The sequence below is a fragment of the Actinocatenispora comari genome (assembly GCF_017312725.1).
Classification (GTDB): Bacteria; Actinomycetota; Actinomycetes; order Mycobacteriales; family Micromonosporaceae; genus Actinocatenispora; species Actinocatenispora comari.
Map to the genome: position 1 here is coordinate 1 of NZ_BOPO01000017.1, position 21,806 is coordinate 21,806.

Below are 21,806 nucleotides of genomic sequence, written 5' to 3' on the forward strand. Positions count from 1 at the left end.
AACCGGCCTCGGTGGCGGCGGCCTCCGCCGCCTCGAGCGCCTGCGCGGCGCTCGCCTCGGCATCCCGGTGGCCCTGCCGCGCGGCCTGCGCCTCGGTACGGGCCTCGTCGCGTTCGGCGTGCGCCGCGGCGAGCTGCGCCGCGGTCTCCGCCCGTACCTGGGCGACCTGGCGTTCGACGCCGGCGGGGGACAGTTCGGCGTGCAGCGACTCGGCGAGCGTGTCGGTCAGCTGCTCCAGCCGGTCGACCAGTTCCCAGGAGCGGGCGATCTGGCCGGTGAGGCCGGGCGCGTGGCGTTCCCGCATCCGCGAGTTGCGGGCCGCCCGCTGGCAGCCGCCGTCGTTGTCCCGGCAGTACCGGAACGGGCGCCCGGCGCCGATGCGTTGCGGCACCGGCTTCCCGCAGTACGCGCAGGGCCGGGTGGGCGCCTCGGCCTGGCTGGCGTCGGCGGCGGGTTCGGTGGCGGGGTCGGCCATGTCGGTCAAGTCTAGGTACCGCGGCGCGCCGACCTGCGGTCGGATCCTGGCCGCAGCGGGTGCCACACTGCGTCTCATGCTGCAAACCTCGGCGCGACTGCTGCGCCTGCTGTCCCTGCTGGAGTCGCGGCGCGACTGGGGCGGGCCGGAGCTGGCGGAGCGGCTCGGGGTCAGCGTGCGCACGGTGCGCCGCGACGTGGACAAGCTGCGCGAGCTCGGCTACCCGGTGGCCGCGGCGACCGGCACCCTCGGCGGGTACCGGCTGGGTGCCGGTGCGGCGCTGCCGCCGCTGCTGCTCGACGACGAGGAGGCGGTCGCGGTCGGGGTCGCGCTGCGCACCGCGGCCGGGGGCGCGGTGACCGGCATCGAGGAGACGGCGCTGTCGGCGATGACCAAGCTGGAGCAGGTGCTGCCGCCGCGGCTGCGGCACCGGGTGCGCGCGTTGAACGTGTCGGTGCTGCGGGTACCGGCCGCGGCCGGCCCGACCGTCGACCCGCAGGTGCTGACCACGCTGGCCGCGGTGTGCCGGGACACCGAACGGGTCCGGTTCGACTACCGCAGCCACGACGGCGACGACACGGTGCGTACGGTCGAGCCGTACCGGCTGGTCGCGTGGGGCCGCCGCTGGTACCTGGTGGCCTACGACCTGGACCGCGACGACTGGCGCACGTTCCGGGTGGACCGGATCACCCCGCGGATCCCGACCGGGCCGCGGTTCACGCCCCGCCCGCTGCCCGCCGACGACCTCGCCGAGTACGTGGCGCGCCGGGTGTCGACCGCGCCGTGGCGCTACCAGGCGACGGTCCGGGTGCTGGTCGGCGCGGACGAGCTCGCGAAGCGGATGCCCGCGTCGGCCGGGCAGATCGACCCGGTCGACGAGCACAGCTGCCTGTTGCGCACCGGCGCCGACAACATCGACATGCTCGCGGTGTACCTGGGCATGTTCGGCGCCGACTTCGAGGTGCTCGACCCGCCGGAGCTGGTGACCGCGGTGGCGGCGCTGGCCGACCGGTACGCCCGCGCCGCCCGCCCCTGACCGCCTGCGGCGGCAGGTACACCATCGCCGACGTCGACCAGGCACGGGCGGCCCGGCCCTGACCCTTGCGGCAGCGGGGCTGGCGCCGATCGTCACCGCGCCGGCCCCGCTGCTCGAACTGCCCGCAGTCCGAGAGGGGCACGGCGCCCGGCACCTCGTTGCCCGACGCCTTGCCAACCGACCGGCCCCGGATGCCGGTCGTCGCGCTGGTCGCGCGGCGGCCCACCGGTCAGGTCGTGATCAGGGTCCAGCAGGCGGCGGCGAGCCGTTCCGGGGCCACCGGTGACGTGGCGGCCGATGCGTCGGCGATGACGCCGACCAGCGCGCCGGCCAACCACGCGGCGTGCACTCCGGCCGGCACCTGGGGGCCGACGGCGGGTCGTTGACCGGCCGCGAACCGGTCGCGCAGCGCGGCGGCGAGCCGGTCGCGCAACTCGGCGGCGAACCGGGCCGAGCCGTCGGCGGACAGCAGCCGGGCGTAGTGCGCGCGCCGGGCGGCGATCTGCTCGAACAGCCGCACCAGCGGCTCGGGCGGCACCTCGCCGGGTGCGCGCAGCGGGCACAGGGCGGCCTGGTCGACCACGGCGGTGACCGCATCGCCCATCGCGTCGGCGAGCAACGCGTCCCGGTCGGGGTAGTGCTGGTAGACAGTGGCCCGGTTGACGCCGGCGGCGGCGGCGACCGCGGCGATGGTGACGCTGGCCGGTGGGCGGTCGGCGGCGAGGGCCAGCGCCGCGTCGCGCAGCGCGGCGCGGGTGCGGCGGGCCCGTGGATCGTCGGGGTTCACCCCGCCACTATACGACACCTGTTGGCTAAACGACAGTTGTCGGTTACCGTGGTGGCATGCGTATCGAGATCTGGGCCGACCTGGTCTGCGGCTGGGCGTACGTGGCAAAGCGGCGGATCGAGCGTGCCCTCGCCGACTGGCCCGGCCAACCGCCCGAGCTGCACTGGCGCCCGTACCGGATCGACCCGACCGCGCCGCCGCGGCCGGTGCGGCTCGGGCAGGCGTTGCAGGACCCGCAGGTCGCCGCCGCGCTCAGCAGCTGCGGCGCGGATCCCGACGAGGCACCTGCCGCCGCCCGGATGCGGGCCGCCGCGGCCGCCGCCGACGAGGGCATCGGCCCCCGCTTCGGCGCCGCCTGGCGGGTCGACCCCACCGACGCGCACCGGCTGGTCGCCCTCGCGTACCGGCAGGGTGGTGCCGCGACGCAGGGCCGGGTCGTCGAGGCCCTGCTGCACGCGCACTTCGTCGCCGGTGCACCGATCAGCGACCCGGCCGTACTGGCGCGCATCGCCACCGACGCCGGGCTGGGCGCCGACGTGCTCGCCGAAGGCGCCGGCGCCGACGAGGTGACCGACGCGCTGCTGGTCGCCCGGGCCCGGGGCATCGTCGCCTCGCCGACGATCGTGGTCGGCCGCACGGCACTGCGTGGCGCCCAGCCGCCGGAGGCCATCCTCGACCTGCTCCGCGCCGCCGACGGCACCCAGATCAGCGCCGCCGCCGGGCCGGACGACGAGACCGGCGACGGGCCGGTCGAGCGGTACCGGTGGGCCGAGTCGCTGCTGGCCGGCGGCGACCCGCTCGGCGCGCTGCGGCTGCTCGCCCCGGTGCTCGACGAGCACCGGGAGCCGGCGGTGCTGGAGCTCGCCGGCCGGGCGTACTTCGGCTCCGCGCAGTTGGGCCGGGCCGAGGCGGTGCTGCGCGAGCTGGTCGCCGCGCGCCCGGACGACGCGTACGGACGGCTGCTGCTCGGCCGCACCCTGCAACGGCAGGGGCGCGCCGACGACGCCGCCGCCGAGCTGCGACTCGCCGCCGCGATGGACCCCGGGTACGCCACCCGGGCGAGCACCTGGTTGCGCTGACGACCACCGTCGGCGGCCCGCCCGGGCTGGCCCGATCCACTTCTCCGGGCGGCCGAGAACCGAAGCCGGTCCTCGGCCGCCCGCTCCGGTCCCGCCGGGTTCGGCGGTCCTGACCCGCCCGGGCGGGTCAGGACCGGTGCGGTGGGTCGAGGCCGAGGGCCGCGCACGCGGCGTCGAGGGCCACCCGGCGCAGCTGCTCCTGCGGTACGTCGGGGAACTGGATCGTGCAGTCCTGGATGCCGCCGAACGCGACGACCGCCCGGGCGGCCTGGTCCAGCGTGGGTTCGGTGCCGTGCAGCAGCCGGCCGAACCGGCGGCGCCAGGCCAGCACGACCTCGATCAGGCCGAGTTCGGCGAACGTGGTCAGCTCGCTGAGCATCAGCATGATCTCGGCGCGGTGCCGGTAGTGGAAGTCGAAGTACCCGTCCAGCAGCGCGTACGGGTCGACCGAGGGCAGTGCCTCCTGCGCGGCGAGGAACGCCTCCTCCTCGTCGATGATCGGCTGCACGATGCTGCGCACCAGCTCCTCCCGGGACGAGAAGTGGTAGTACAGCGCCGGTTTGGTGATGCCGAGCCGGTCGGCGATCTCCTGCAGGCTGGTGCGGTGCACGCCCTGCCGGGCGAACAGCTCCCGGGCGGTGCGCTGGATGCGCTGCTTGGTGTCGGACGGGCGAGGCATGCCGCCACCCTACCTTACTTACCGATAGGTAAACGGGTACGCTTACCTATCGGTAAGTAAGGAGGCATGCCATGCGGGTTCTCATCTCCGGCGCCAGCATCGCCGGACCGGTCCTGGCGTACTGGCTGGCCAGGCACGGATTCGCCGTCACCGTGGTGGAGCGGACGCCGGCCCCACGCACCACCGGCGGCCACGCCGTCGACCTGTTCCGCCCCGCGGTCGACATCGCGGAACGGATGGGCGCCCTCGCCCGGGTCGAGCAGCGCGCCACCGGCACCAACCGGATGACCGTGTACCCGGAGGGCGCGCGCCGCGGCGTCCGGGTCGACCTCGAGAGGATCTTCGGCGCCGCGTCCGGGCGGCACCTCGAGATCATGCGCGACGACCTGAGCCAGATCGTCCGCGACGCCAGCCGCGACGACGTCGAGTACCGCTACGGCGACTCGATCACCGCGATCGACCCCGACGGCGAGGTGCGGTTCGAGCACGCCGCACCTCGCCGGTACGACCTCGTGATCGGCGCCGACGGGCTGCACTCCACGGTGCGCCGGTTGACGTTCGGCGACGAGGCGCCGCTGCGCTCCTTCATCGGCGCGTACTTCGGGGTGCTGAGCCTGCCCAACCCCGGGCTGGACCGCGAGCTGCGCATCCACGTCGGCGTCGGCCGCACCGCCGGCATGTACGGCGCGCCGCACCTCGGCGACGCCCGGGTACTGTTCCTGTTCCGCAGCGACCACGAACTCGACTACCGGCACCGGGACGTGGCCCGGCAGAAGCACCTGCTGCGCGACGCGTTCGCCGGCTTGGACACCGAGGTCGACGGCTGGCTGGCCGAGCTCGACCGCACCCCCTCGTTCTACTTCGACTCGATCAGCCAGCTACGGATGGACACCTGGTCGCGGGGAAGGGTGACGCTGGTCGGCGACGCCGGCTACAGCCCCGGCCCGGCCGTCGGCGGCAGCACCACCCTGGCGATGGTCGGCGCGTACGTGCTGGCCGGGGAGCTGGCGACGGCTGGTGGCGACCATGAGCGTGCCTTCGCCTGCTACGAGCGCATCATGACGCCGTACGTGCGCGGCAGCCGGGCGTCCGCCCTGAGCGCGGCGAAGACCCTGATCCCCACGTCCCGGCTCGGGGTCACCGGGCTGGCCCAGGTCTCCCGGCTGGTCGCCGCGCTGCCCACCCGTGCCGGCCGCGCCGTGTTGCGCCTCGCCACCAACAGCGCCCGCCTGTACGACTCGATGACCGTCGCGGACCACCCGCCGTTCCCGGCGCCCGCGGCGATCGTCGAGGAGCCGTGATCCGGCGGACGGCTCGTGGGGTCCGCACCCGACCCCACGACACGGTCGCGTCGACGGCCAGCTCCAGCCGGCCGTCGACCGCCCACGGCTGGACCAGTCGGGTCACCGCCGCGTCGAACCCGGTGGCCTCGGCGGCCGACAGTGCAGCCGGGCCACGCTCGCTTCGACCTTCCTGCGCCGCCGGCCGTCGTGGCCGGCCGCCGATGTTGCCACCGGCGGCGCCGACCGGGAGCCGCCGCACCGCGCGACCCGTTCGCCGCTCAGACGGGGTTGCCGAACCAGCGGCGCAGGTGGTCGTCCAGGTCCTGCTGATCGTCGCCGATCCAGGCGACGTGGCCGTCGGGCCGCAGCAGCGCGCACGGAACATCCAGCGCCGCGGTCCGGTCCGGCAGGTGGTCGACCCGGTCCGCCCAGCCGGCCACGCTCAGCCGCTCGGTGCGGTCCAGCAGCAGCCCGCGGCCGCGATGCAGCAGATCGTAGAGACGTCCCCGCCGCACGTCGAGGTCGCGCAGGCGGCGACCGAGCAGATCGCGACCCGCACCGCCGGGCCGCTGGTCCGGCTCGTCAGCGGCCCGGTTCGTCGCCTCGCGACTGTCGTCGCGGGGCCGATCCGTCGGCTCGCCGCTGGATCGACCCGTCGGCTCGCCGACCTCGTACCGGATGTCGAGTGCGGTGATCTTCTCGATCAGGTGGCGGTTCACCTGCTCGAAGTCCATCAGCTCCGTCAGCAACCGGCGTACGGCCTGCGTGCCGGGGTCGGTGGCATGCAGTTCCATCTGGGCCCGGGTGTTGTCCAGCACCTGCTCGGCGACCGGATGGCGTTCGGTGTGGTAGGTGTCCAGCAGCGGGTCCGGCGCCCAGCCGCGGACCTGCGCCGCGAGCTTCCAGCCGAGGTTGACGGCGTCCTGCACGCCCAGGTTGAGGCCCTGGCCGCCGGTCGGTGGATGGATGTGTGCCGCGTCGCCGGCGAGCAGCACCCGCCCGATCCGGTAGCGTTCCGCCAGCCGGGTGGCGTCACCGAAGCGGGACAGCCAGCGCGCGGAGTGCACGCCGAAGTCGGTCCCGGCGACGGCGCGCAGCTCGCGGGCGAAGTCGGCCACGGTGGGTGGTGCCGAGCGCTCGCCGACCTCGGCGACCGGGACCACGACGCTGTAGGTCCCGGCACCGGTGGGTCGCAGCTGGAACCGATGCCCGCTGCTGCCGATCTCGGCCACCCGGGCGGCGACCTCCTCCGGCGGGGCGGCCAGCTGCAGCTCACCCATCAGCGTCTCGGTCCTCGCCGGCTCGCCGGGGAAGCCGACACTGAGCAGCCGGCGCACCGTACTGTGCGCGCCGTCGCAGCCGACCAGGTAGCGCGCACGCGGCCGTTCGCCGTCGGAGAGCCCGACGGTGACCCCCTCGTCGTCCTGCTCGACGGCGGTCACCGCGCACCCGAGCCGTACCGTCGCGCCCAGCTCGCTCGCGTGCTCGGTGAGCAGGCGGACCAGTACCGGCTGCGGGATGCCCAGCAGGTAGGGATGCGCGGAGTCCAGCCGCGGCGCGGGTGCGTCGATCGCGGCGAACAGGCCGGCGGCCGGGCGCTGCCGCGCGTGTGGCCGGATGCGCTCCAGCAGGCCACGCATCGCCATCAGTTCGATGCTGCGGACGTGCAGGGCGACGACCCGCGCGTACGAGGCCGGCTCGGTGTCTCGTTCCAGGACGAGTACCCGCACGCCGTGCAGTCGCAGTTCGGCGGCGAGCACCGCGCCGGTCGGCCCGCAGCCGGCGATGATCACGTCGTGGCCGGCGGGCGTCCGGGCGGGGTCGTCCGGCGCGGGGAGGCCTGCGGGGGTGCCGCCCCGCTCGGCCGGGTCGGTCGACGACGGCGCGGCGGTGAATGGTGCGGAGTCCATGAACGGTGCCTTTCGGGAGTGCCTGCGGCGCTCCCGGCGACACCTGCGTCAGTCGCCGACCGTGACGGGAACGGGGAGCACCCACGTCGTTGCTGCGGTCATGGGTCTCACCTCCTCGGCCGGTGTCGCGGTCCACCACACGGTACAAGCACGCCCGGCGTCGGCGCCCGGCGAGGTGGGCCGTTCAGCGCTCGGGGAACTCCAGCTCGGCCCGCTGGCCGGCGGTGAGCGGGAAGTACGCCAGGAACGTCACTCCGTCGCCGAGCGCGTCGAACCGGGCGATGCGCACCCCGGCCGGTTCGTAGAAGGTGTCGCCCGGGGTCAGGACCGTCTCGGGCGCACCGTCGATCTGGTACACCGCCGAGCCGGACTCGATGGAGCCGAACACCGGCCCGTTGTGCACGTGCAGCCCGCCGGCGGTGTCGGGCGCGATCACGATGCGCCGCACCTCGACCCGCTGCACCGGCAACGGCGCCGGCAGCGGCTGATCGATCAGCACGGTACGGGTGACGGGGGCTGGGGAGTGCTGCTGGTCGTGGTCCATCGGATCCTCTCGGACGGGTCGGGTGCGGGTCAGCCGCCGGGTCGGGTCAGGAGCGCCAGCACGCCGGTGACGGCCTGGTCGAACGGGTCGTCGCGGCCCGCCGCACGGGCCAGCACGTACCCGCCCTGCAGCACCGCGACGATCACCGCGGCAGTGGCCCGCGGGTCGAGGCCGGGATCGAGCTCGCCCGCGTCGCGGCCCGCGGCGAGCACCTCGGCGAGTCGGGTACGCAGCCAGTCGAAGGTCTGCTCGACCGGTTCGCGCAGCAGCGGATCGGCCATCACGTCCGGGTCCTGGGTGAGCCGGCCGATCGGGCAGCCCTTCTGCACTTCGCGCTCGCGCCGCAGGTAGCCGGTGATGCGTTGCGCCGCGGTACCGGGGGCGGACAGCTCCGCGTCGGCCGCCGCCCGCAGCTGCTCGGCGGTGCGGCGGATCGCCGCCAGCGCCAGCTCCCGCTTGCCGGCGAAGTGGTGGTACATGCTGCCCTGCCCGGCGCCGGACCGCTGCTGGATCGCTTTCGGGCTGGTCCCGACATAGCCGCGCTCCCACAACAGCGCCCGGGTGCTCTCGATCAGCCGTTCCTGCGCGTCCACGACCGCAGTGTACATACCAGTAGGTACAGTCGGTGCCCCGGTTCCGGGGCCGCCGGATCCGCGACCCGGTCCGTGACTGCCCGAACCGCGTCGGGACGTCCGAAGCCACGATTCGGTGCGTCTCTTTAGCCGACCCGAGGGACCCACCCAGTTACGTCGTTGACGAATCTCCCGGGGGATCCCGCGGGCGTCCCGGCCCACATTAACGAATTATCAATATTGATTAACCAGTAACTCGCTCAAGGAGGCGCTCGGAGCTGCACCACATAATTCCCGTTATGTTGCATCGATGCCTCAAGGGGCGCGCATCGTTCGATGGGTGCGGCCTGCCCTCGCTCCGAGGCCGGGTCGACTCGCCACGCCTGGGGACACGTCGAGGTGCTGCCACCGTTCGTGCGGTGCGGGACCGTCTCCGGCTGCACGTGCGCCGCCGACCCCGCACCCGTCCGGCTGGCTCTGCCTGGGGCGGTATCCTCGACGAACTCAGCGAGGCTTCCCGAACATCACCGGGGCTTCTTCGGCCACAGCCTCCATCGGGGGTGTGGGTGCGACCGGTCGACCTGGCCCGCGAGCACGGGCTGTCCGCGCAGGCGATCCGCAACTACGACGAGGCCGGCGTGTTCCCGCCGACCGGGCGCACCGCCACCGGGTACCGGCGGTACACACCGCTGCACGCCCAGGCGCTGCGGGCGTTCCTGGCGCTGCGCCGCGGGCACGGGCACCGGACGGCGGTCGAGATCATGCATGCGGTCAACCGCGGCGACCCCGACTCGGCGTACCGGCTGATCGACGCCGCGCACGTCGAACTCGGCGCCGAACGAGACACCCGCGCCGAGGTGGCGTCAGCGCTGGGCGCCCTGTCCGGTGCCCCGCCGGCACCGCGGCACGGCCGGCCGCTGACCGTCGGTGAGCTCGCCCGCCGCCTCGGCGTGCACGCCGCGACGCTGCGCGCCTGGGAGGCCGACGGCATCCTGCGCCCCGACCGGGACCAGGCGACGGGCTACCGGCAGTACGGGCCGGGCGCGGTGCGCGACGCCGAGATCACCCGCCAGCTACGCCGCGGCGGGTACCCGTTGACCCAGGTCGGCCAGTTCGTCGAGTCGTTGCGCGAGGCAGGCGGGACGCAGCCGCTGCGCGCGTTCCTCGACACCTGGCAGGAGCGCATCACCACCCGCAGCCGCGCCCTGCTCACCGCCGCCGCTCACCTCGACACCTACCTCACCGCCCTCGACCAGCCTGGAGCCACCGCCCTCGACCAGCCCTGATGCAGTCGTTGCGCGCGTCCCATCCCCAGCCGAAGTACCGACCGCCCCCCAGCAGCGCCTCGCCGACGGGCGCACTGCAACCCGACAACGTCAGTGACGAAACGGCCGTGGTGGCCGCCCCGCACCGCTTCTCCGGTGCGGTGCGGGCGGCGCTGCCGATGGTGCCGTGGCGGCTGGATCGGTTGTGGCGACTGCGGTTGCCGGTGCGGCGGCTGCCCGTCGAGCAGTTCGGGTGGCTGCTGGAGCTGCCGCTGTGGCAGCGCGACGGCCGGCGGTTCCAGGTCACGCCGCGGCAGGTGCTCGACGCACCGGACCGGTTCGGCGATCACCTGCGCCGGGTGCTGGCCGCGGATCTGCGCTTCCCGGTCCACGTCGTCGGGCATCGCGGCCGGCTGGTGATCCTGGACGGGTACCACCGGCTCGCGAAGGCGACGATCGAGGATCGGCGGGAGATCGACGCGATGGTGCTGTCGGATGCCGACCTGGACGGTCTGTGCGAGCATCCGCGCCTGCTCCGGCGGCCGGATGCACCTAGCCGGTGAGGATGGCGGCGAGGGCGGCCAGGGAGCCGGTACCGGGGGCGAGGTAGTGGTCGTGGTCGGCGACACCGGCGGTGCAGAACGGGCGGGCGCCGAACGCGGGGTCGGTGGGGCGGCGACCGTGGCCGAACCCGCCGCGGCGCACGCCGGGTACGAAGCGGGTCCAGTCGCCGGGCGCGCAGGCCGCCCAGATCCGTGCCGTGGTACCCAGTTCGGCGGCGGTGGCAACGCCCAGCCCGGGCGAGCCGAACACGGCGATGTCGCGTACCGGCGGCGGCAGTGCGGCCGCGGCGAGGCCGACCACGACCGAGCCGTAGCTGTGGCCCAGCAGCGTGATCGCCGCTCGCGGCGCCACCACCGCGAGGCCGCGGACGAACCGAACCAGCTCGGCGGCGCCGGCGGCGGCGAGCTTCTCGCGCGCCACCTCGGGATGCGGACCGCGCGGGGCGCGGTAGCCGAGCCAGGCGACGACCGCGACCCGGCGCGGGCGTCGCGCGTCGGCGACCCGGTACAGGTTCACCGCCTGTACCGCCGGGGCCCGGTGTCGCTGGCCGCCGAGGCCGCGGGCGAAGTCGGCGAGGCGGCTGTCGGCGCCAGGTACCAGCACCGCAAGCCGGTCGGCGGTCGACAGGTCCCCGTACACCAGGGCGACGCGGCCCGGCGGGGACGGATCGAACAGCAGGTACTGGCCGGTCCAGGTGCCGAACCGGGTGGGCCGCATCCGGTGCCTGTTCGCCGCGTACCGCATGGCCGGCGGGGCGCCGTCGAGGGTGCCGACCGCGGCGGGGAAGCGCGCCGCGAGCCGCCGTCGCGCCGGCTCGGTCAACGCGGTGAGGTACTCGTGCACCGCCGTCGGCGTCACCTCGACCGGCTCCGGGCAGTAGGGCCGGCCGAGGCGACCGGCCGCCGCCGGACGGGGCCAGGGGCGGCCGGCGGCGGCGATCGCCCGGACCAGGCTGGTGCGGGCGCGCGGCGGAGTCCGTTGCCGGGCAACGACTGTCGACGTACTCACCGACCGAGTGTGCGGCGCGTCGGGGCGCGGCGGCATCCGCCCGGCGGCTACCGCGGCGCCACCGGGGCTGTCCGCGAGGCGTACGCCGGTGCGCCGATGACGCGCGACGTGGCCGGCGCCTAGCGTCGAGCCCGTCCCGCCGACCGGTCGGTGAGCGCCGGTGGCCCGAGCGGTCGCCGAGTCGTCGCCGACCGGTCGTCTGCCGGGTCGTCCCTCGATGTCAGGAGACCGATGCACCGCCTCGACCGGCCGGCCGTGACCGCCACGGTGGCCAACCTGCTCGCCCGCTGGACGCCGTACCTGGACACCGAGCTGTACACGCTGCCCGGGCTGGTGGCTCCGGGCGACGTCTGCGTGGACGTCGGTTCCGCCGCCGGCCTGTACTGCCAGGCGATGTCGCAGCTGGCCGGGCCCACCGGGCGGGTGCACAGCTTCGAGCCGGTGACCTTCTCGCATCCGGTGTGGTCACGGGTACTGGGTGCGCGGCGACGCGGCAACGTGTGCCATCACCCGGTGGCGGTCGGCGCCGAGCCGGGCCGGCTGTCGATGCGGGTGCCGTTCGACGACCGCGGCCCGGCCACCAGCCGGTCGTTCCTGGACTGGCACACCCACGGCGTGGGCTCCAACGCCGAGTACCCGTACCACGTGGACGTGCCGGTGCCGGTCGAGACGCTGGACGGGCTGGCCGCCGACGGCCACCTGACCCGGCTGGACTTCCTCAAGATCGACGTCGAGGGCGGGGAGCTGCACGTGCTGCACGGCGGCCGGCAGGTGATCGAGCGGTACCGGCCGACGATGCTGATCGAGATCGAGGCCCGGCACACCGCCCGGTACTCCTACGCCGCGGACGAGGTCGCCGACTGGCTGACCGAGCGTGACTACCAGATGTACGCGTGGCGTCGCGGCTGGCAGCCGGTCGACGCGGTGTGCGTGCACGCCAACAACTACCTGTTCCGGCCGCGGGGCACGGCGGGCCGGTGACCCAATCCGCTTGCGGCCACGTTGCGTCACCGGGCAGGCTCGACGCCATGAGTGACATGTGGGCCGAGGGCGCCGAGGATCCCCGCGACTACGGCAACCCGGTGGGGGAGAAGGCGACGCTGCGCGGATACCTGTCGAACTACCGGCTGACGCTGGGGATGAAGTGCGACGGGCTGGACCCCGAGCAGCTCGCCCGCCGCTCGGTGCCGCCGAGCACGATGAGCCTGCTCGGCCTGGTCCGGCACATGGCGAGCGTCGAGCACCACTGGTTCGAGCGGGTCCTGCAGGGCCACCCGGACCGGGCCCGGCTGTACCGCACCGCCGACGACCGGGACGCCGACTTCAACGGCGCGATCGGCGAGCAGTCCGTGGTGGACGAGGCGTTCGCCAGCTGGAAGGAGCAGATCGCCCGGGCCGATGCGTGGCTCGACGAGCTCGACGAAGCCGAGCTGGGCCGCGAGGTACCGCTCGGCGACGAGACGGTGAGCATCCGCGACGTGCTGGTGCACATGGTCGAGGAGTACGCCCGGCACGCGGGCCACGCCGACCTGCTCCGCGAGTGCATCGACGGCCGCACCGGCCAGTAGCCGCCGCCCGGCTGGCCGCACCGGTCGGTAGCCGCCGCCCGGCTCCGGTCGCCTCGGCCGGGGCGGGCGTCGCGTCGTGCCCGGTAGCGTGCCGCGCATGGCGAACGAACAGCTGCCGGCCGAGGTGCGGCGGGCCGTGTCGGTGTTCCTGTCCACCGTCGACGCGGCCGCGCCTGGTCGTCGGCTGCTACCTGGTCGGGTCGGTGGCGTTGGGCGACTTCCGGGCCAGCGGTGTCGGCCGCGGCCCGTTCCGCACCGCGAGCGACATCGACGTCGTCGCCGTGCTGTCGCGCCGCACCGAGGCGGACACCGCGGTACTGGCCGACGCGCACGCCCGGGTCACCGCCGCGCAGCCGCGCCCGTCGTTCGACGGCTGCTTTCTGACCGAGGCCGAACTCGCCGCCGGGCCGGACGGCTGCGGCGACGTGCCGTGCGCACAGTCGGGCCGGTTCGTGGCGGCCGGGCGGTCCGGGATCAACCCGGTGACGTTCTGCGAGCTGGCCCGGTACGGCATCGCCGTGCGCGGCCCGCAGCCCGACGAGCTGGACGTCTGGGACGACCCGGCGGCGCTGCGCGCGTTCACCGCCGACAACCTGCGCACGTACTGGCGTCCCGCCTGGCACCAGGGCCGCCGGCCGAGCCCGCTGTGGTTCGCGGTCGGGCTGACCGGCTGGTACCCGGTGTGGACGGTGCTGGGGGTCAGCCGGCTGCACTACACGCTGGCCACCGGCGAGATGACGTCCAAGTGCGGCGCCGGCCGGTACGCGCGGGAGACGTTCGGCCCGCGCTGGCACCGGATCCTGGACGAGAGCCTGGCGCTGCGCACCGGCGGGGCCGAGGGGCGCCGCGGCTACCGCAACCCGGTGGCGCGCCGCCGGGAGACCCTGGCGTACCTGGACGCCACCATCGACGCCGCGCTCGCGCTCTGATCGCGGCCGGCGATCAGTCCCGGGGTACGACCGGCTGGCGCAGCACGGTGCGCAGCTTCGCGGGCGCGGTACGGCGGGGATCGCTCAGGTAGATCTCGTGGTGCTGCCCCGTCGGCCGCAGCCCGTTCGCATCGAGGTACTCGCCGTGCAGCTGCGCGAGGATCGGCGTCTCGTCGTCGTAGGAGCCGACGTGCAGCACCTGCGCGCTGCGCCCCTCGTGCAGGGTGTGCAGCCGCAGTTCGGCGATCGCCGGGTTCTGCTTCTTCGCCAGCGCCGCGGTGCGCGCGGCCTCGACCAGCTCCGCGGTCGCCGACGGGGGCAGGCTGATCAGCATCGTCCAGTGCCAGGCGTCCTTGGCCCGGGCGGTGAACACGGACGGGTCGTCGGCCCACCACAGTCCCTCCAGCGGGCCGACGACGAAGTCGTCACCGGTGCGCTTCGCGGCGAACTTCAGCGTGTAGGCGGTCGCGTACAGCGCCTCGACGGCCCGGGCGTACACCGGTGCGGTGTTCGGGTTCCCGGCGCCGTCGACGGCGAGGAACCGCTGCTCGGGCACGTCCACGAGGCCCCACACGGTGTTGCGGGGCGCGTAGCACTGTCTCAGCTCACGCTTGATGTCGTACGACGCCACGAGTCCTCCTGGCTGCCCGCGCCCCGGCGGGTCGTCGGTAGTCGCAGCGCAGGGTACAGGCCGACGGCGGCGACCCCGGCGAGCGCGAGCAGCGCCGGGGTCGCCGCTGCGGCCGACAGCGGGGTACCGGCGGGTCGGCCGGCCTGCAGCACGCTCGCCGCGACGGCGATGCCGATCGTGGGCCCGACGTTCATCGCGGTCTGTTTCAGGCCGCCGACGACCCCGGCGTACCCGGCCGGCGCGTCACCGACCACGGTGCCGGTGGCGGTGACCATCACCGCCGCGAACCCGACGCCCAGCAGCGCACAGGTCGACCCGACCGCCACGCCGTCGCCGGCGGGTGCGAACCGGGCCAGCCCAGCCAGCGCCACGGTCACCAGCGCGACGCCGGTGGCGGCGACCCGGCGCGGCCCGTACCGGCGCAGCGCCAGGCTGGACAGCGGGGCGCCGAGCACCATCAGTACGGTCAGCGGCAGCACCCGCAGGCCCGCGTCCAGCGGGTCGAGGCCGAGCACGTCCTGCAGGCAGAACGTGGCGACGAACAGCGCACCGAACAGCCCACCGGCGGTGACCAGCAGCAGCCCGATCGCCGCGGTCACCGGCCGCGACGCGGCCACCGTACGGGGCACGATCGGTGCGGCGGCCCGCCGCTCGTGCGCGAGCAACGCCGCCGCGCCCACCACCGTACCGAGGGCGCCCAGCACCGTGGCCGCCCCGGTCCAGCCGCGCGCCGGCACACCGACCAGCGTGTACACGCCGAGCGCCAGTACCGCGGCGAGCAGCGCCGCGCCGCCCGGGTCGGTGCGGGAGGGGCGGCGGCGGGCGGCCGGGAGCCGGACCGCCAACCCGACCGCCGCGACGGCCACCGCGACCGGCACGTTGAGCACGAACACGCTGCGCCAGCCCAGCTGCGCGACCAGTACGCCGCCGAGCACCGGTCCGGCGGCGCTGGCGATCCCGATCCCGGCGGTGCGGACCGCGACCGGGGTGGCCAGCCGCTCCGGCGGGTACCGCAGCCGCAGCAGGGCCAGCGTCGCCGGCTGCAGCAGCGCGCCGAACACGCCCTGCACCACGCGCAGGCCGACGACCCAGCCGATGGTCGGCGCCAGCGCGATGCCCGCCGACGCGGCGCCGAAACCGAGGACTCCGGCGACCAGCAGCCGCCGGTGCCCGTACCGGTCGCCGAGCCGGCCGGCGACCACCAGCAGCGCGGCGACCGCGACCAGGTAGCCGGTGCCGGTCCACTGCACCTGCGTCATCGTCGCGTGCAGCTCACGCTGCAGGCTGGGCTGGGCCAGCAGCAACAGCGTGCCGTCCAGGGCGACCATCATGGCGCCGGCGACGCTCGCGACCAGCGCCGCCGACCGCGACACCGCCCCACTCACCGCCGCTCCCGGCGCGGCGTCGCGAACCGCGGCGGCATCCCGGCGACGAGCCGGTCGGCGCTCACCACCGGCCCCCGAGATCGTCCGGGCCCAGGTGGGCGGTCAGCACCGTGTCGACCAGCCGGTCGGTCTGGCCGGCGGCCCGGTCGGGATCGTCCTCGCCGAGCGCCAGCCCGACGGCGCCCCAGCGGCCGAGCTGTGCCACGCCGTGCACGTTGGTCCACAGCGCGATCGCCACGACGGCAGCGGGCGGGTCGTGGCGCGGCCGGTGCGCCTGGACCAGCGCGACCAGGTGGTGGAACAGCGGCATGCTCGTCTCGCGCAGCGGTGGCCCGCCGGCCGCACCCGCCTCGCCGCGCAGCAGGTCGTGCCGGAACATCAGCTCGAACATGCCGGGGCGCTCCCGCGCGTACCGGACGTAGGTGTGTGCGGCCGTCGCCAGTTGCTGCCGTGCTGGCGTCGAGGGGTCGGTGTCGGCGGCGATCCGGTCGGCGAGTTCGGTGAAGCCACGGCGGGCGATCGCGGCGAGCAGCGAGCGGTGGGTGGGGAAGTACCGGCGGGGCGCGCCGTGCGAGACACCGGCGCGCCGGGCGATCTCGCGCAACCCCACCGACTCCGCACCGTCGGCGCACACCAGCTCGACCCCGGCGTCCACCAGCCGGTCGCGCACGGAGCTCTCGGATTCCATAGACACTGTCTACCAGAGATTCGTAGACAGTGTCTATGAACTTCTGATCAGTCTTGCCACAACCGCGTGCGAGCCGCCGTGGAGCACCCAATACAGTGTATTGAATGAGACAACGTATTGCAGTGGTGGGCGCGGGCCCGGGCGGCCTCGCCGTCGCCCGCGTGCTGCACCGGCACGGCCACCCCGTCGCCGTCCTCGAACGCGACTCCGGACCCGCCGCGCGACCCCCGGGCGGCACGCTGGACCTGCACAAGGGGCTGGGACAGCTCGCCCTGGCCAAGGCCGGCCTGTTACCGCAGTTCCGGGTGCTGTCTCGTCCGGAGGGGCAGGCCATGCGCATCCTGGACGTGGACGGCACCGTGCTGCGCGACTGGCAGCCCCGCCCGGACGACGACGCCAACCCCGAGATCGACCGCGGGCAGCTGCGTGACCTGCTGCTCGGCCCGCTCGAGGTCCGCTGGGGATGCCGCGTGACGCGGGTGGCCCCGGACGACCGGGGCGTCGTGGTGCACGTCGCGGGCGGGCGGCAGGAGAGGTTCGACCTGGTGGTCGGCGCGGACGGCGCCTGGTCCCGGGTCCGGTCGGCGCTCTCCCCGGTGACGCCGCACTACACCGGCGTCACCACCGTCGAGACCGCCCTGGACGACATCGACACCCGCCACCCCGACCTCGGCCGACTGGTCGGCGACGGGGCGATGGCCGTGTACGGGGTGAACCGGGCGCTCGTCGCGCAACGGGGCAGCGGTGGCCACGTCAGGGTGCACGCGCAGTTCCGGGCCCCGGTGGACTGGCACGCCGACCTGGACCCGGCCGACGCCGAGGCCGTACGGTCGCGCCTGCTGGCCCTGTTCGACGGGTGGGCCGCTCCGGTGCTCGACCTGCTGCGCCGCGGCGACACGTTCACCCACCGCCCGCTGCACGTGCTGCCGGTCGACCACACCTGGACGCACGTGCGCGGAGTGACGCTGCTGGGCGACGCCGCCCACCTGATGCCGCCGCTGGGTGTCGGCGCGAACCTCGCCCTGCTGGAGGGCGCCGAGCTCGCCGAGGCGCTCGCCGCCGACCCCGCCGACCCGGACGAGACGGTCTGGGCGTTCGAGGAACGGATGTGGGCCCGGGCGGGCAAGTGGGCGAAGATCACCCAGGCGGGGCTGGAGCGGCTGGTCAGTTCCGACCCCGCCGCGGCCATCGCGCTGTTCGACGAGGTCCAGTCGTGAAAAATTCCGGGGAGGATGTCGAGAACGCGCGGGCGGCCGCGTCCCTGGGGTGAACGCGGCCGGAGGCGGCCGTACCGGATCGAGGAGAACACCATGGCCAAGTACCTGTTGCTCAAGCACTACCGAGGCGCGCCGGCGGCGGTCAACGACGTACCGATGGACCGGTGGACGCCCGAGGAGGTCACCGCGCACCTCAAGTACATGGACGACTTCGCGAAGCGGTTGGAGCGCGACGGGGAGTACGTCGGCGGGGTGGCGCTGTCGCCGGAGGGTACGTTCGTGCGCTACGACGGCGAAGGCCGGCCGCCGGTGACCGACGGCCCGTTCGCCGAGACGAAGGACCTGATCGCCGGCTGGATGGTGATCGACGTGGACAGCTACGAGCGGGCGGTGGAGCTGGCCGGTGAGCTGTCCGCGGCGCCCGGCGCCGGGGGCCGGCCGATCCACGAGTGGCTGGAGCTGCGCCCGTTCCTGGCCGACCACGCGGACACCACCGAGTGAACGAGGCGCTGCTGCGGGAGCTGGTGCCCGCGGTGATCGGCGTCCTCGTCCGCCGCGGAGCCGACTTCGCGACGGCCGAGGACGCCGTGCAGGAAGCCCTCATCGAGGCGGTACGGGTCTGGCCGGACGACCCGCCGCGGGAGCCGAAGGGGTGGCTGGTCACCGTCGCCTGGCGCAAGTTCCTCGACCTGGCCCGCGCCGACGCGGCCCGGCGCCGGCGGGAGGAACGCGTCGACGAGCAACCGCCGGCCGAGCCGGCCCCGGCCACCGACGACACGCTGCAGCTGTACTTCCTGTGCGCGCACCCGTCACTGAGCCCGGCGTCGGCCGTCGCGCTGACGCTGCGCGCCGTCGGCGGCCTGACCACCCGCCAGATCGCCGCGGCGTACCTGGTGCCGGAGGCGACGATGGCGCAGCGGATCAGCCGGGCCAAGCGCACCGTCGCCAGGGTCCGGTTCGACCAGCCGGGCGAGATGGCCACCGTGCTACGGGTGCTGTACCTGGCGTTCAACGAGGGGTACTCGGGCGACGTCGACCTCGCCGCCGAGGCGATCCGGCTCACCCGGCAGCTCGCCACCCGCACCATGCACGAGGAGGCAGCCGGGCTGCTCGCGCTGATGCTGCTGCACCACGCGCGGCGCCCGGCCCGTACCGGCACCGACGGACGGCTGATCCCGCTGGCCGAGCAGGACCGCAGCCGGTGGGACACGCGGCTGATCGCCGAGGGCGTCGACGTGCTGCAGGCCGCGCTGGCCCGCGACCGGCTCGGCGAGTACCAGGCGCAGGCCGCGATCGCCGCGCTGCACGCCGACGCACCCACCGCGGCCGAGACCGACTGGGTGCAGATCGTCGAGTGGTACGACGAGCTGGTCGCGCTGACCGACAGCCCGATCGTGCGGCTCAACCGGGCGGTCGCCCTCGGCGAGGCGGACGGGCCGCAGGCGGGGCTCGCCGCCCTGGCCGAGCTCGACGAGGGCCTGCCCCGCTACCCCGCGGCCGCCGCCTACCTGCACGAACGGGCCGGCGATCGGGCCACCGCGGCCCGGCTCTACGCCACCGCGGCGCGCGCCGCGGTCACCATCCCCGAGCGCGACCACCTCACCCGGCAGGCCGCCCGGCTCAACACCGGGCTGCGGTCATAACCCGGCGTCGTGGCCCAGCAGCGCGATCTGGGTGCGGTTGTCCAGGTCGAGCTTGGTGAGGATGTGTGACACGTGCGCCTTGACGGTGGCGACGCTCATGGACAGCTCCGCGGCGATCTCCGCGTTGCTGTGGCCCCGGGTCACCGCCACCGTCACGTCGCGTTCCCGCTGGCTGAGGGTGGCGACCGCGTCCCGCGCCCGCTCGTACCGGGACGCCTGGTGCGCGGCGCGGTCCATCAGCCGCCGCAGCACGCCCGGCGACAGCATCGGCTCGCCGGCGGCGACCCGGCAGACCGCGTCCACGATGCGCTCCGGCGGGGTGTCCTTGAGCAGGAAGCCGCTGGCCCCCGCCCGCAGCGCCAGCAGGATGTTCTCGTCGGCGTCGAAGGTGGTCAGCACGATCACCTGCGGCGGCGACGGGCGCGCCCGCAGCCGGCGGGTCGCGGTGATGCCGTCCACCCGCGGCATCCGCAGATCCATCAGCACCACGTCGGGGGAGTGCGCGTCGGCCGCGGCCGGCACGTCGGCGCCGTCGGCGGCCTCGCCGACCACCCGGATGCCCCGCGCGCCGTCCAGCATCATCGACAGGCCGGCGCGGACCAGCGCGTCGTCGTCGACCAGCAGTACCCGTACCGGTGGGGTCACGCCGGCCATGCTAGCCAGGCATGCAGCCGGAACCGGCCGGCCGCCGCGCCGTGGTCCAGTTCCCCGCCGGCGAGCCGGACCCGTTCGGTGAGCCCGATCAGCCCGGTACCGGTGCCCGGCAGTGCCGGCCGGGCGGGGCTTGCCGGCACCGGGTTGGTCACCTCGATGACCAGCCGCCCGCCCGGCGCCCCGGTCAGGGTGACGTCCACCGGCGCGCCCGCGGCGTGCTTGCGGGCGTTGGTCAGCGCCTCCTGCACCACCCGGTACGCGGTGCGCCCGGTCGCGGCCGGCAGCGCCCCGGCGTCGGTGACCTCGTCGGCCAGCCGTACCCGCATCCCCGCCGCCCGGGACTCCTCGACCAGCCGGGCCAGGTCGGCGAGGGTGGGTTGGGGCGGAGTGTCCGGATGCTCGTCGTCGCGCAGCACCGTGATCACCTCGCGCAGCTCGTCCAGCGCCTGGTGCACCCCGGTACGGATCACCCCGGCCGCGTGCGTGAGCTGCTCGGCGGGCGCATCCGGCCGGTACTCCAGCGCGCCGGCGTAGGTGGCGATCAGCGACAGTCGGTGGGCGAGCACGTCGTGCATCTCGCCGGCGATCCGGGCCCGTTCGGCGGCGCGGGCCTCGGCGACCCGGCGGCCCTGCTCGGCCTCGGCGCGGCGGGCCCGTTCGCGCAGCGAGGCGATCAGCGCACGGCGCGACCGGGCGAGCGCACCCCAGCCGAACAGCGCGCCGTAGGCGGCGACGATCAGCACCAGCCACCAGCCGTACGTGAGGCCGCCGGACGGCCGCCACGCACCCTGCACCGCCTGCGCGGCGATCCCGCCGGCCGCGACGGCGGCCGCGACCGGGGACGGGCGCCGCTGGGCGACCAGCAGCGCCGCCGTCGACGCCGCCGGGGTCGCCGCCGGCGACAGGAGCGCGAGCACCGTCAGCAGCACCGCGGCCGGCACCGGCCGCCACAGCAGCACCGGTGCCGCCGCCACCGCGACCACCCCGACCGCCACATCGAGCCAGCGCAGCGTGCCGGTGTCGGTGAAGTACCGCGACCACACCGTCAGGCCCGTCAGTACCGCCATCGCCACGGTGAGGATCCCGGCACCGATCAGTGCCGGTACCCGGCGCCGCTGGGTCGCCGGCAGCTCGTCGGGCCAGGTCGTGTCGCACACACCGGGACCGTAACGCCCGCCCCGGCGCACCCGACACCGACCAAAGTCGCGGTACCCGCCGACCGGAGGCTGCCCGGCCGGTACCGGTCGGCCGATGCCGGCGCCCGCGCCGGCGGGGGAGGGTGGCTGTCGCGACCGGACGTCCCGGCGCACGACATCGTGGAGGAACCCATGGCCAGCACCACCCGCCCGACGCGGGCCCGGGCGCTCACCGTCGCGGCCGCCGTCGCCACCGCGGTCCTCGGCTGGGCGCTGCTCGCCCCGGTCGCCGGCCTCGACCTGACCGTCACGGTCGGTACCGGGCAACAGCGCCTCGGTGTCGTCGCCGTCATCGCGGCCACCCTCGTGACAGGCCTCGTCGGCTGGGGTCTCCGGGCACTGCTGGACCGGCTCACCGGGCGGGCGCGCACGGTCTGGACGGTGATCGCGACGATCGTTCTGGCACTGTCGCTGCTGGGCCCGGTGGGCAGCGCCGTCGGCGGCGGCACCGTGGCCGCCCTGATCGGGCTGCACCTGCTCGTCGGCCTGGTCCTGCTGCTCGGCCTGCGCGCCGGCCGCATGCCGGCCTGACCGGCCGACCGCGACCAACCGGCCCGGAGCCGCCCGGCTGTGGCCGTCGGCGCAGCCCGGCAGCGGTCGCCGGCCGTGACCATCGCCCAGCCGGGCCCTGCTTGCCGGCCCGGGTCGCCGGCCCGGGTCTGGCGCCGACCGTCCCGGCACCGCTGACCGTTC

At 75.0% G+C, this 21,806-nt stretch carries 23 protein-coding genes and 1 pseudogene; 12 read left to right on the plus strand and 12 right to left on the minus strand.

Annotation, left to right across the window (positions count from 1 at the left end; all coding sequences use genetic code 11):
- Positions 1-475 (minus strand): annotated as a pseudogene (locus NUM_RS06440) (hypothetical protein); the annotation flags it as partial.
- A gap of 76 nt (positions 476-551) precedes the next feature.
- Between NUM_RS06440 and NUM_RS06445 the strand changes: the two are divergent.
- The gene (locus NUM_RS06445) at positions 552-1,511 is read left to right on the plus strand and encodes a helix-turn-helix transcriptional regulator (protein WP_207123649.1); all 960 of its coding nucleotides are present in this window, start codon (positions 552-554) and stop codon (positions 1,509-1,511) included.
- A 229-nt stretch (positions 1,512-1,740) separates the two neighbouring features.
- On the opposite strand, the gene NUM_RS06450 is transcribed toward NUM_RS06445, so the two are convergent.
- Positions 1,741-2,298: a TetR family transcriptional regulator gene (locus NUM_RS06450; RefSeq protein WP_207123650.1), complete on the minus strand. Its 558-nt coding sequence runs from the start codon at positions 2,296-2,298 to the stop codon at positions 1,741-1,743.
- 56 nt (positions 2,299-2,354) lie between these two features.
- On the opposite strand from NUM_RS06450, the gene NUM_RS06455 reads away from it, so the two are divergent.
- The gene (locus NUM_RS06455; RefSeq protein WP_207123651.1) at positions 2,355-3,377 is read left to right on the plus strand and encodes a DsbA family protein; all 1,023 of its coding nucleotides are present in this window, start codon (positions 2,355-2,357) and stop codon (positions 3,375-3,377) included.
- Positions 3,378-3,504: 127 nt separating this feature from the next.
- On the opposite strand, the gene NUM_RS06460 is transcribed toward NUM_RS06455, so the two are convergent.
- Complete coding sequence (locus NUM_RS06460) at positions 3,505-4,056, minus strand: TetR/AcrR family transcriptional regulator (protein WP_207123652.1); 552 nt, start codon at positions 4,054-4,056, stop codon at positions 3,505-3,507.
- 71 nt (positions 4,057-4,127) lie between these two features.
- Here NUM_RS06460 and NUM_RS06465 point away from each other — a divergent pair, with 71 nt between their 5' ends.
- A complete protein-coding gene (locus NUM_RS06465) occupies positions 4,128-5,357 on the plus strand; it encodes an FAD-dependent monooxygenase (RefSeq protein WP_207123653.1) in 1,230 nt (409 codons plus the stop codon).
- Between the two features lie 260 nt (positions 5,358-5,617).
- Here NUM_RS06465 and NUM_RS06470 read toward each other — a convergent pair whose 3' ends face one another.
- From NUM_RS06470 to NUM_RS06480, 3 genes are all read right to left on the minus strand, one after another.
- Complete coding sequence (locus NUM_RS06470) at positions 5,618-7,249, minus strand: FAD-dependent oxidoreductase (protein ID WP_207123654.1); 1,632 nt, start codon at positions 7,247-7,249, stop codon at positions 5,618-5,620.
- Between the two features lie 184 nt (positions 7,250-7,433).
- Positions 7,434-7,793 (minus strand): cupin domain-containing protein, encoded by a 360-nt coding sequence (locus NUM_RS06475; protein WP_207123655.1) that lies wholly within the window; start codon positions 7,791-7,793, stop codon positions 7,434-7,436.
- Positions 7,794-7,822: 29 nt separating this feature from the next.
- On the minus strand, positions 7,823-8,386 hold the full coding sequence (locus NUM_RS06480) for a TetR/AcrR family transcriptional regulator (protein WP_207123656.1): 564 nt from the start codon (positions 8,384-8,386) through the stop codon (positions 7,823-7,825).
- 545 nt (positions 8,387-8,931) lie between these two features.
- On the opposite strand from NUM_RS06480, the gene NUM_RS06485 reads away from it, so the two are divergent.
- Positions 8,932-9,651 (plus strand): MerR family transcriptional regulator, encoded by a 720-nt coding sequence (locus NUM_RS06485; protein WP_308440549.1) that lies wholly within the window; start codon positions 8,932-8,934, stop codon positions 9,649-9,651.
- A 107-nt stretch (positions 9,652-9,758) separates the two neighbouring features.
- Entirely contained in the window at positions 9,759-10,193 is a 435-nt protein-coding gene (locus tag NUM_RS06490; protein ID WP_207123658.1) for a ParB N-terminal domain-containing protein, read from the plus strand.
- On the opposite strand, the gene NUM_RS06495 is transcribed toward NUM_RS06490, so the two are convergent.
- Positions 10,183-11,202 (minus strand): alpha/beta hydrolase, encoded by a 1,020-nt coding sequence (locus NUM_RS06495; RefSeq protein WP_207123659.1) that lies wholly within the window; start codon positions 11,200-11,202, stop codon positions 10,183-10,185. The genes NUM_RS06490 and NUM_RS06495 overlap by 11 nt on opposite strands.
- Before the next feature lie 231 nt (positions 11,203-11,433).
- Between NUM_RS06495 and NUM_RS06500 the strand changes: the two genes are divergently transcribed.
- The 3 genes from NUM_RS06500 (at position 11,434) to NUM_RS06510 (ending at position 13,699) form a co-directional block, all read left to right on the plus strand.
- Positions 11,434-12,183, plus strand: coding sequence for an FkbM family methyltransferase (locus NUM_RS06500; RefSeq protein WP_207123660.1), 750 nt, complete (start codon positions 11,434-11,436; stop codon positions 12,181-12,183).
- A 47-nt stretch (positions 12,184-12,230) separates the two neighbouring features.
- Positions 12,231-12,770, plus strand: a complete 540-nt coding sequence (locus NUM_RS06505; protein ID WP_207123661.1) for a DinB family protein — start codon at positions 12,231-12,233, stop codon at positions 12,768-12,770.
- 203 nt (positions 12,771-12,973) lie between these two features.
- A complete protein-coding gene (locus tag NUM_RS06510) occupies positions 12,974-13,699 on the plus strand; it encodes an aminoglycoside adenylyltransferase domain-containing protein (protein WP_207123662.1) in 726 nt (241 codons plus the stop codon).
- Between the two features lie 13 nt (positions 13,700-13,712).
- Here NUM_RS06510 and NUM_RS06515 read toward each other — a convergent pair whose 3' ends face one another.
- From NUM_RS06515 to NUM_RS06525, 3 genes are all read right to left on the minus strand, one after another.
- Positions 13,713-14,330, minus strand: coding sequence for a GyrI-like domain-containing protein (locus tag NUM_RS06515; protein ID WP_207123663.1), 618 nt, complete (start codon positions 14,328-14,330; stop codon positions 13,713-13,715).
- Positions 14,300-15,715 (minus strand): MFS transporter, encoded by a 1,416-nt coding sequence (locus NUM_RS06520; protein WP_207123664.1) that lies wholly within the window; start codon positions 15,713-15,715, stop codon positions 14,300-14,302. Before NUM_RS06520 ends, NUM_RS06515 begins: the two co-directional genes overlap by 31 nt.
- Before the next feature lie 61 nt (positions 15,716-15,776).
- A complete protein-coding gene (locus NUM_RS06525; protein WP_207123665.1) occupies positions 15,777-16,403 on the minus strand; it encodes a TetR/AcrR family transcriptional regulator in 627 nt (208 codons plus the stop codon).
- Positions 16,404-16,507: 104 nt separating this feature from the next.
- Here NUM_RS06525 and NUM_RS06530 point away from each other — a divergent pair, with 104 nt between their 5' ends.
- The 3 genes from NUM_RS06530 (at position 16,508) to NUM_RS06540 (ending at position 19,263) form a co-directional block, all read left to right on the plus strand.
- A complete protein-coding gene (locus tag NUM_RS06530) occupies positions 16,508-17,620 on the plus strand; it encodes an FAD-dependent oxidoreductase (protein WP_207123666.1) in 1,113 nt (370 codons plus the stop codon).
- Between the two features lie 93 nt (positions 17,621-17,713).
- The gene (locus NUM_RS06535; protein ID WP_207123667.1) at positions 17,714-18,121 is read left to right on the plus strand and encodes a YciI family protein; all 408 of its coding nucleotides are present in this window, start codon (positions 17,714-17,716) and stop codon (positions 18,119-18,121) included.
- Positions 18,118-19,263 (plus strand): RNA polymerase sigma factor, encoded by a 1,146-nt coding sequence (locus tag NUM_RS06540; protein ID WP_207123668.1) that lies wholly within the window; start codon positions 18,118-18,120, stop codon positions 19,261-19,263. The genes NUM_RS06535 and NUM_RS06540 overlap by 4 nt, the downstream gene beginning before the upstream one ends.
- Here the strand turns inward: NUM_RS06540 and NUM_RS06545 are convergent.
- Together NUM_RS06545 and NUM_RS06550 are read right to left on the minus strand one after the other, a co-directional pair.
- Positions 19,258-19,917 (minus strand): response regulator, encoded by a 660-nt coding sequence (locus tag NUM_RS06545; RefSeq protein WP_207123669.1) that lies wholly within the window; start codon positions 19,915-19,917, stop codon positions 19,258-19,260. The genes NUM_RS06540 and NUM_RS06545 overlap by 6 nt on opposite strands.
- Positions 19,905-21,074 (minus strand): sensor histidine kinase, encoded by a 1,170-nt coding sequence (locus tag NUM_RS06550; protein WP_225918375.1) that lies wholly within the window; start codon positions 21,072-21,074, stop codon positions 19,905-19,907. The genes NUM_RS06545 and NUM_RS06550 overlap by 13 nt, the downstream gene beginning before the upstream one ends.
- 171 nt (positions 21,075-21,245) lie before the next feature.
- Between NUM_RS06550 and NUM_RS06555 the strand changes: the two genes are divergently transcribed.
- On the plus strand, positions 21,246-21,644 hold the full coding sequence (locus NUM_RS06555; protein WP_207123670.1) for a DUF6069 family protein: 399 nt from the start codon (positions 21,246-21,248) through the stop codon (positions 21,642-21,644).
- Positions 21,645-21,806: the final 162 nt, after the last annotated feature.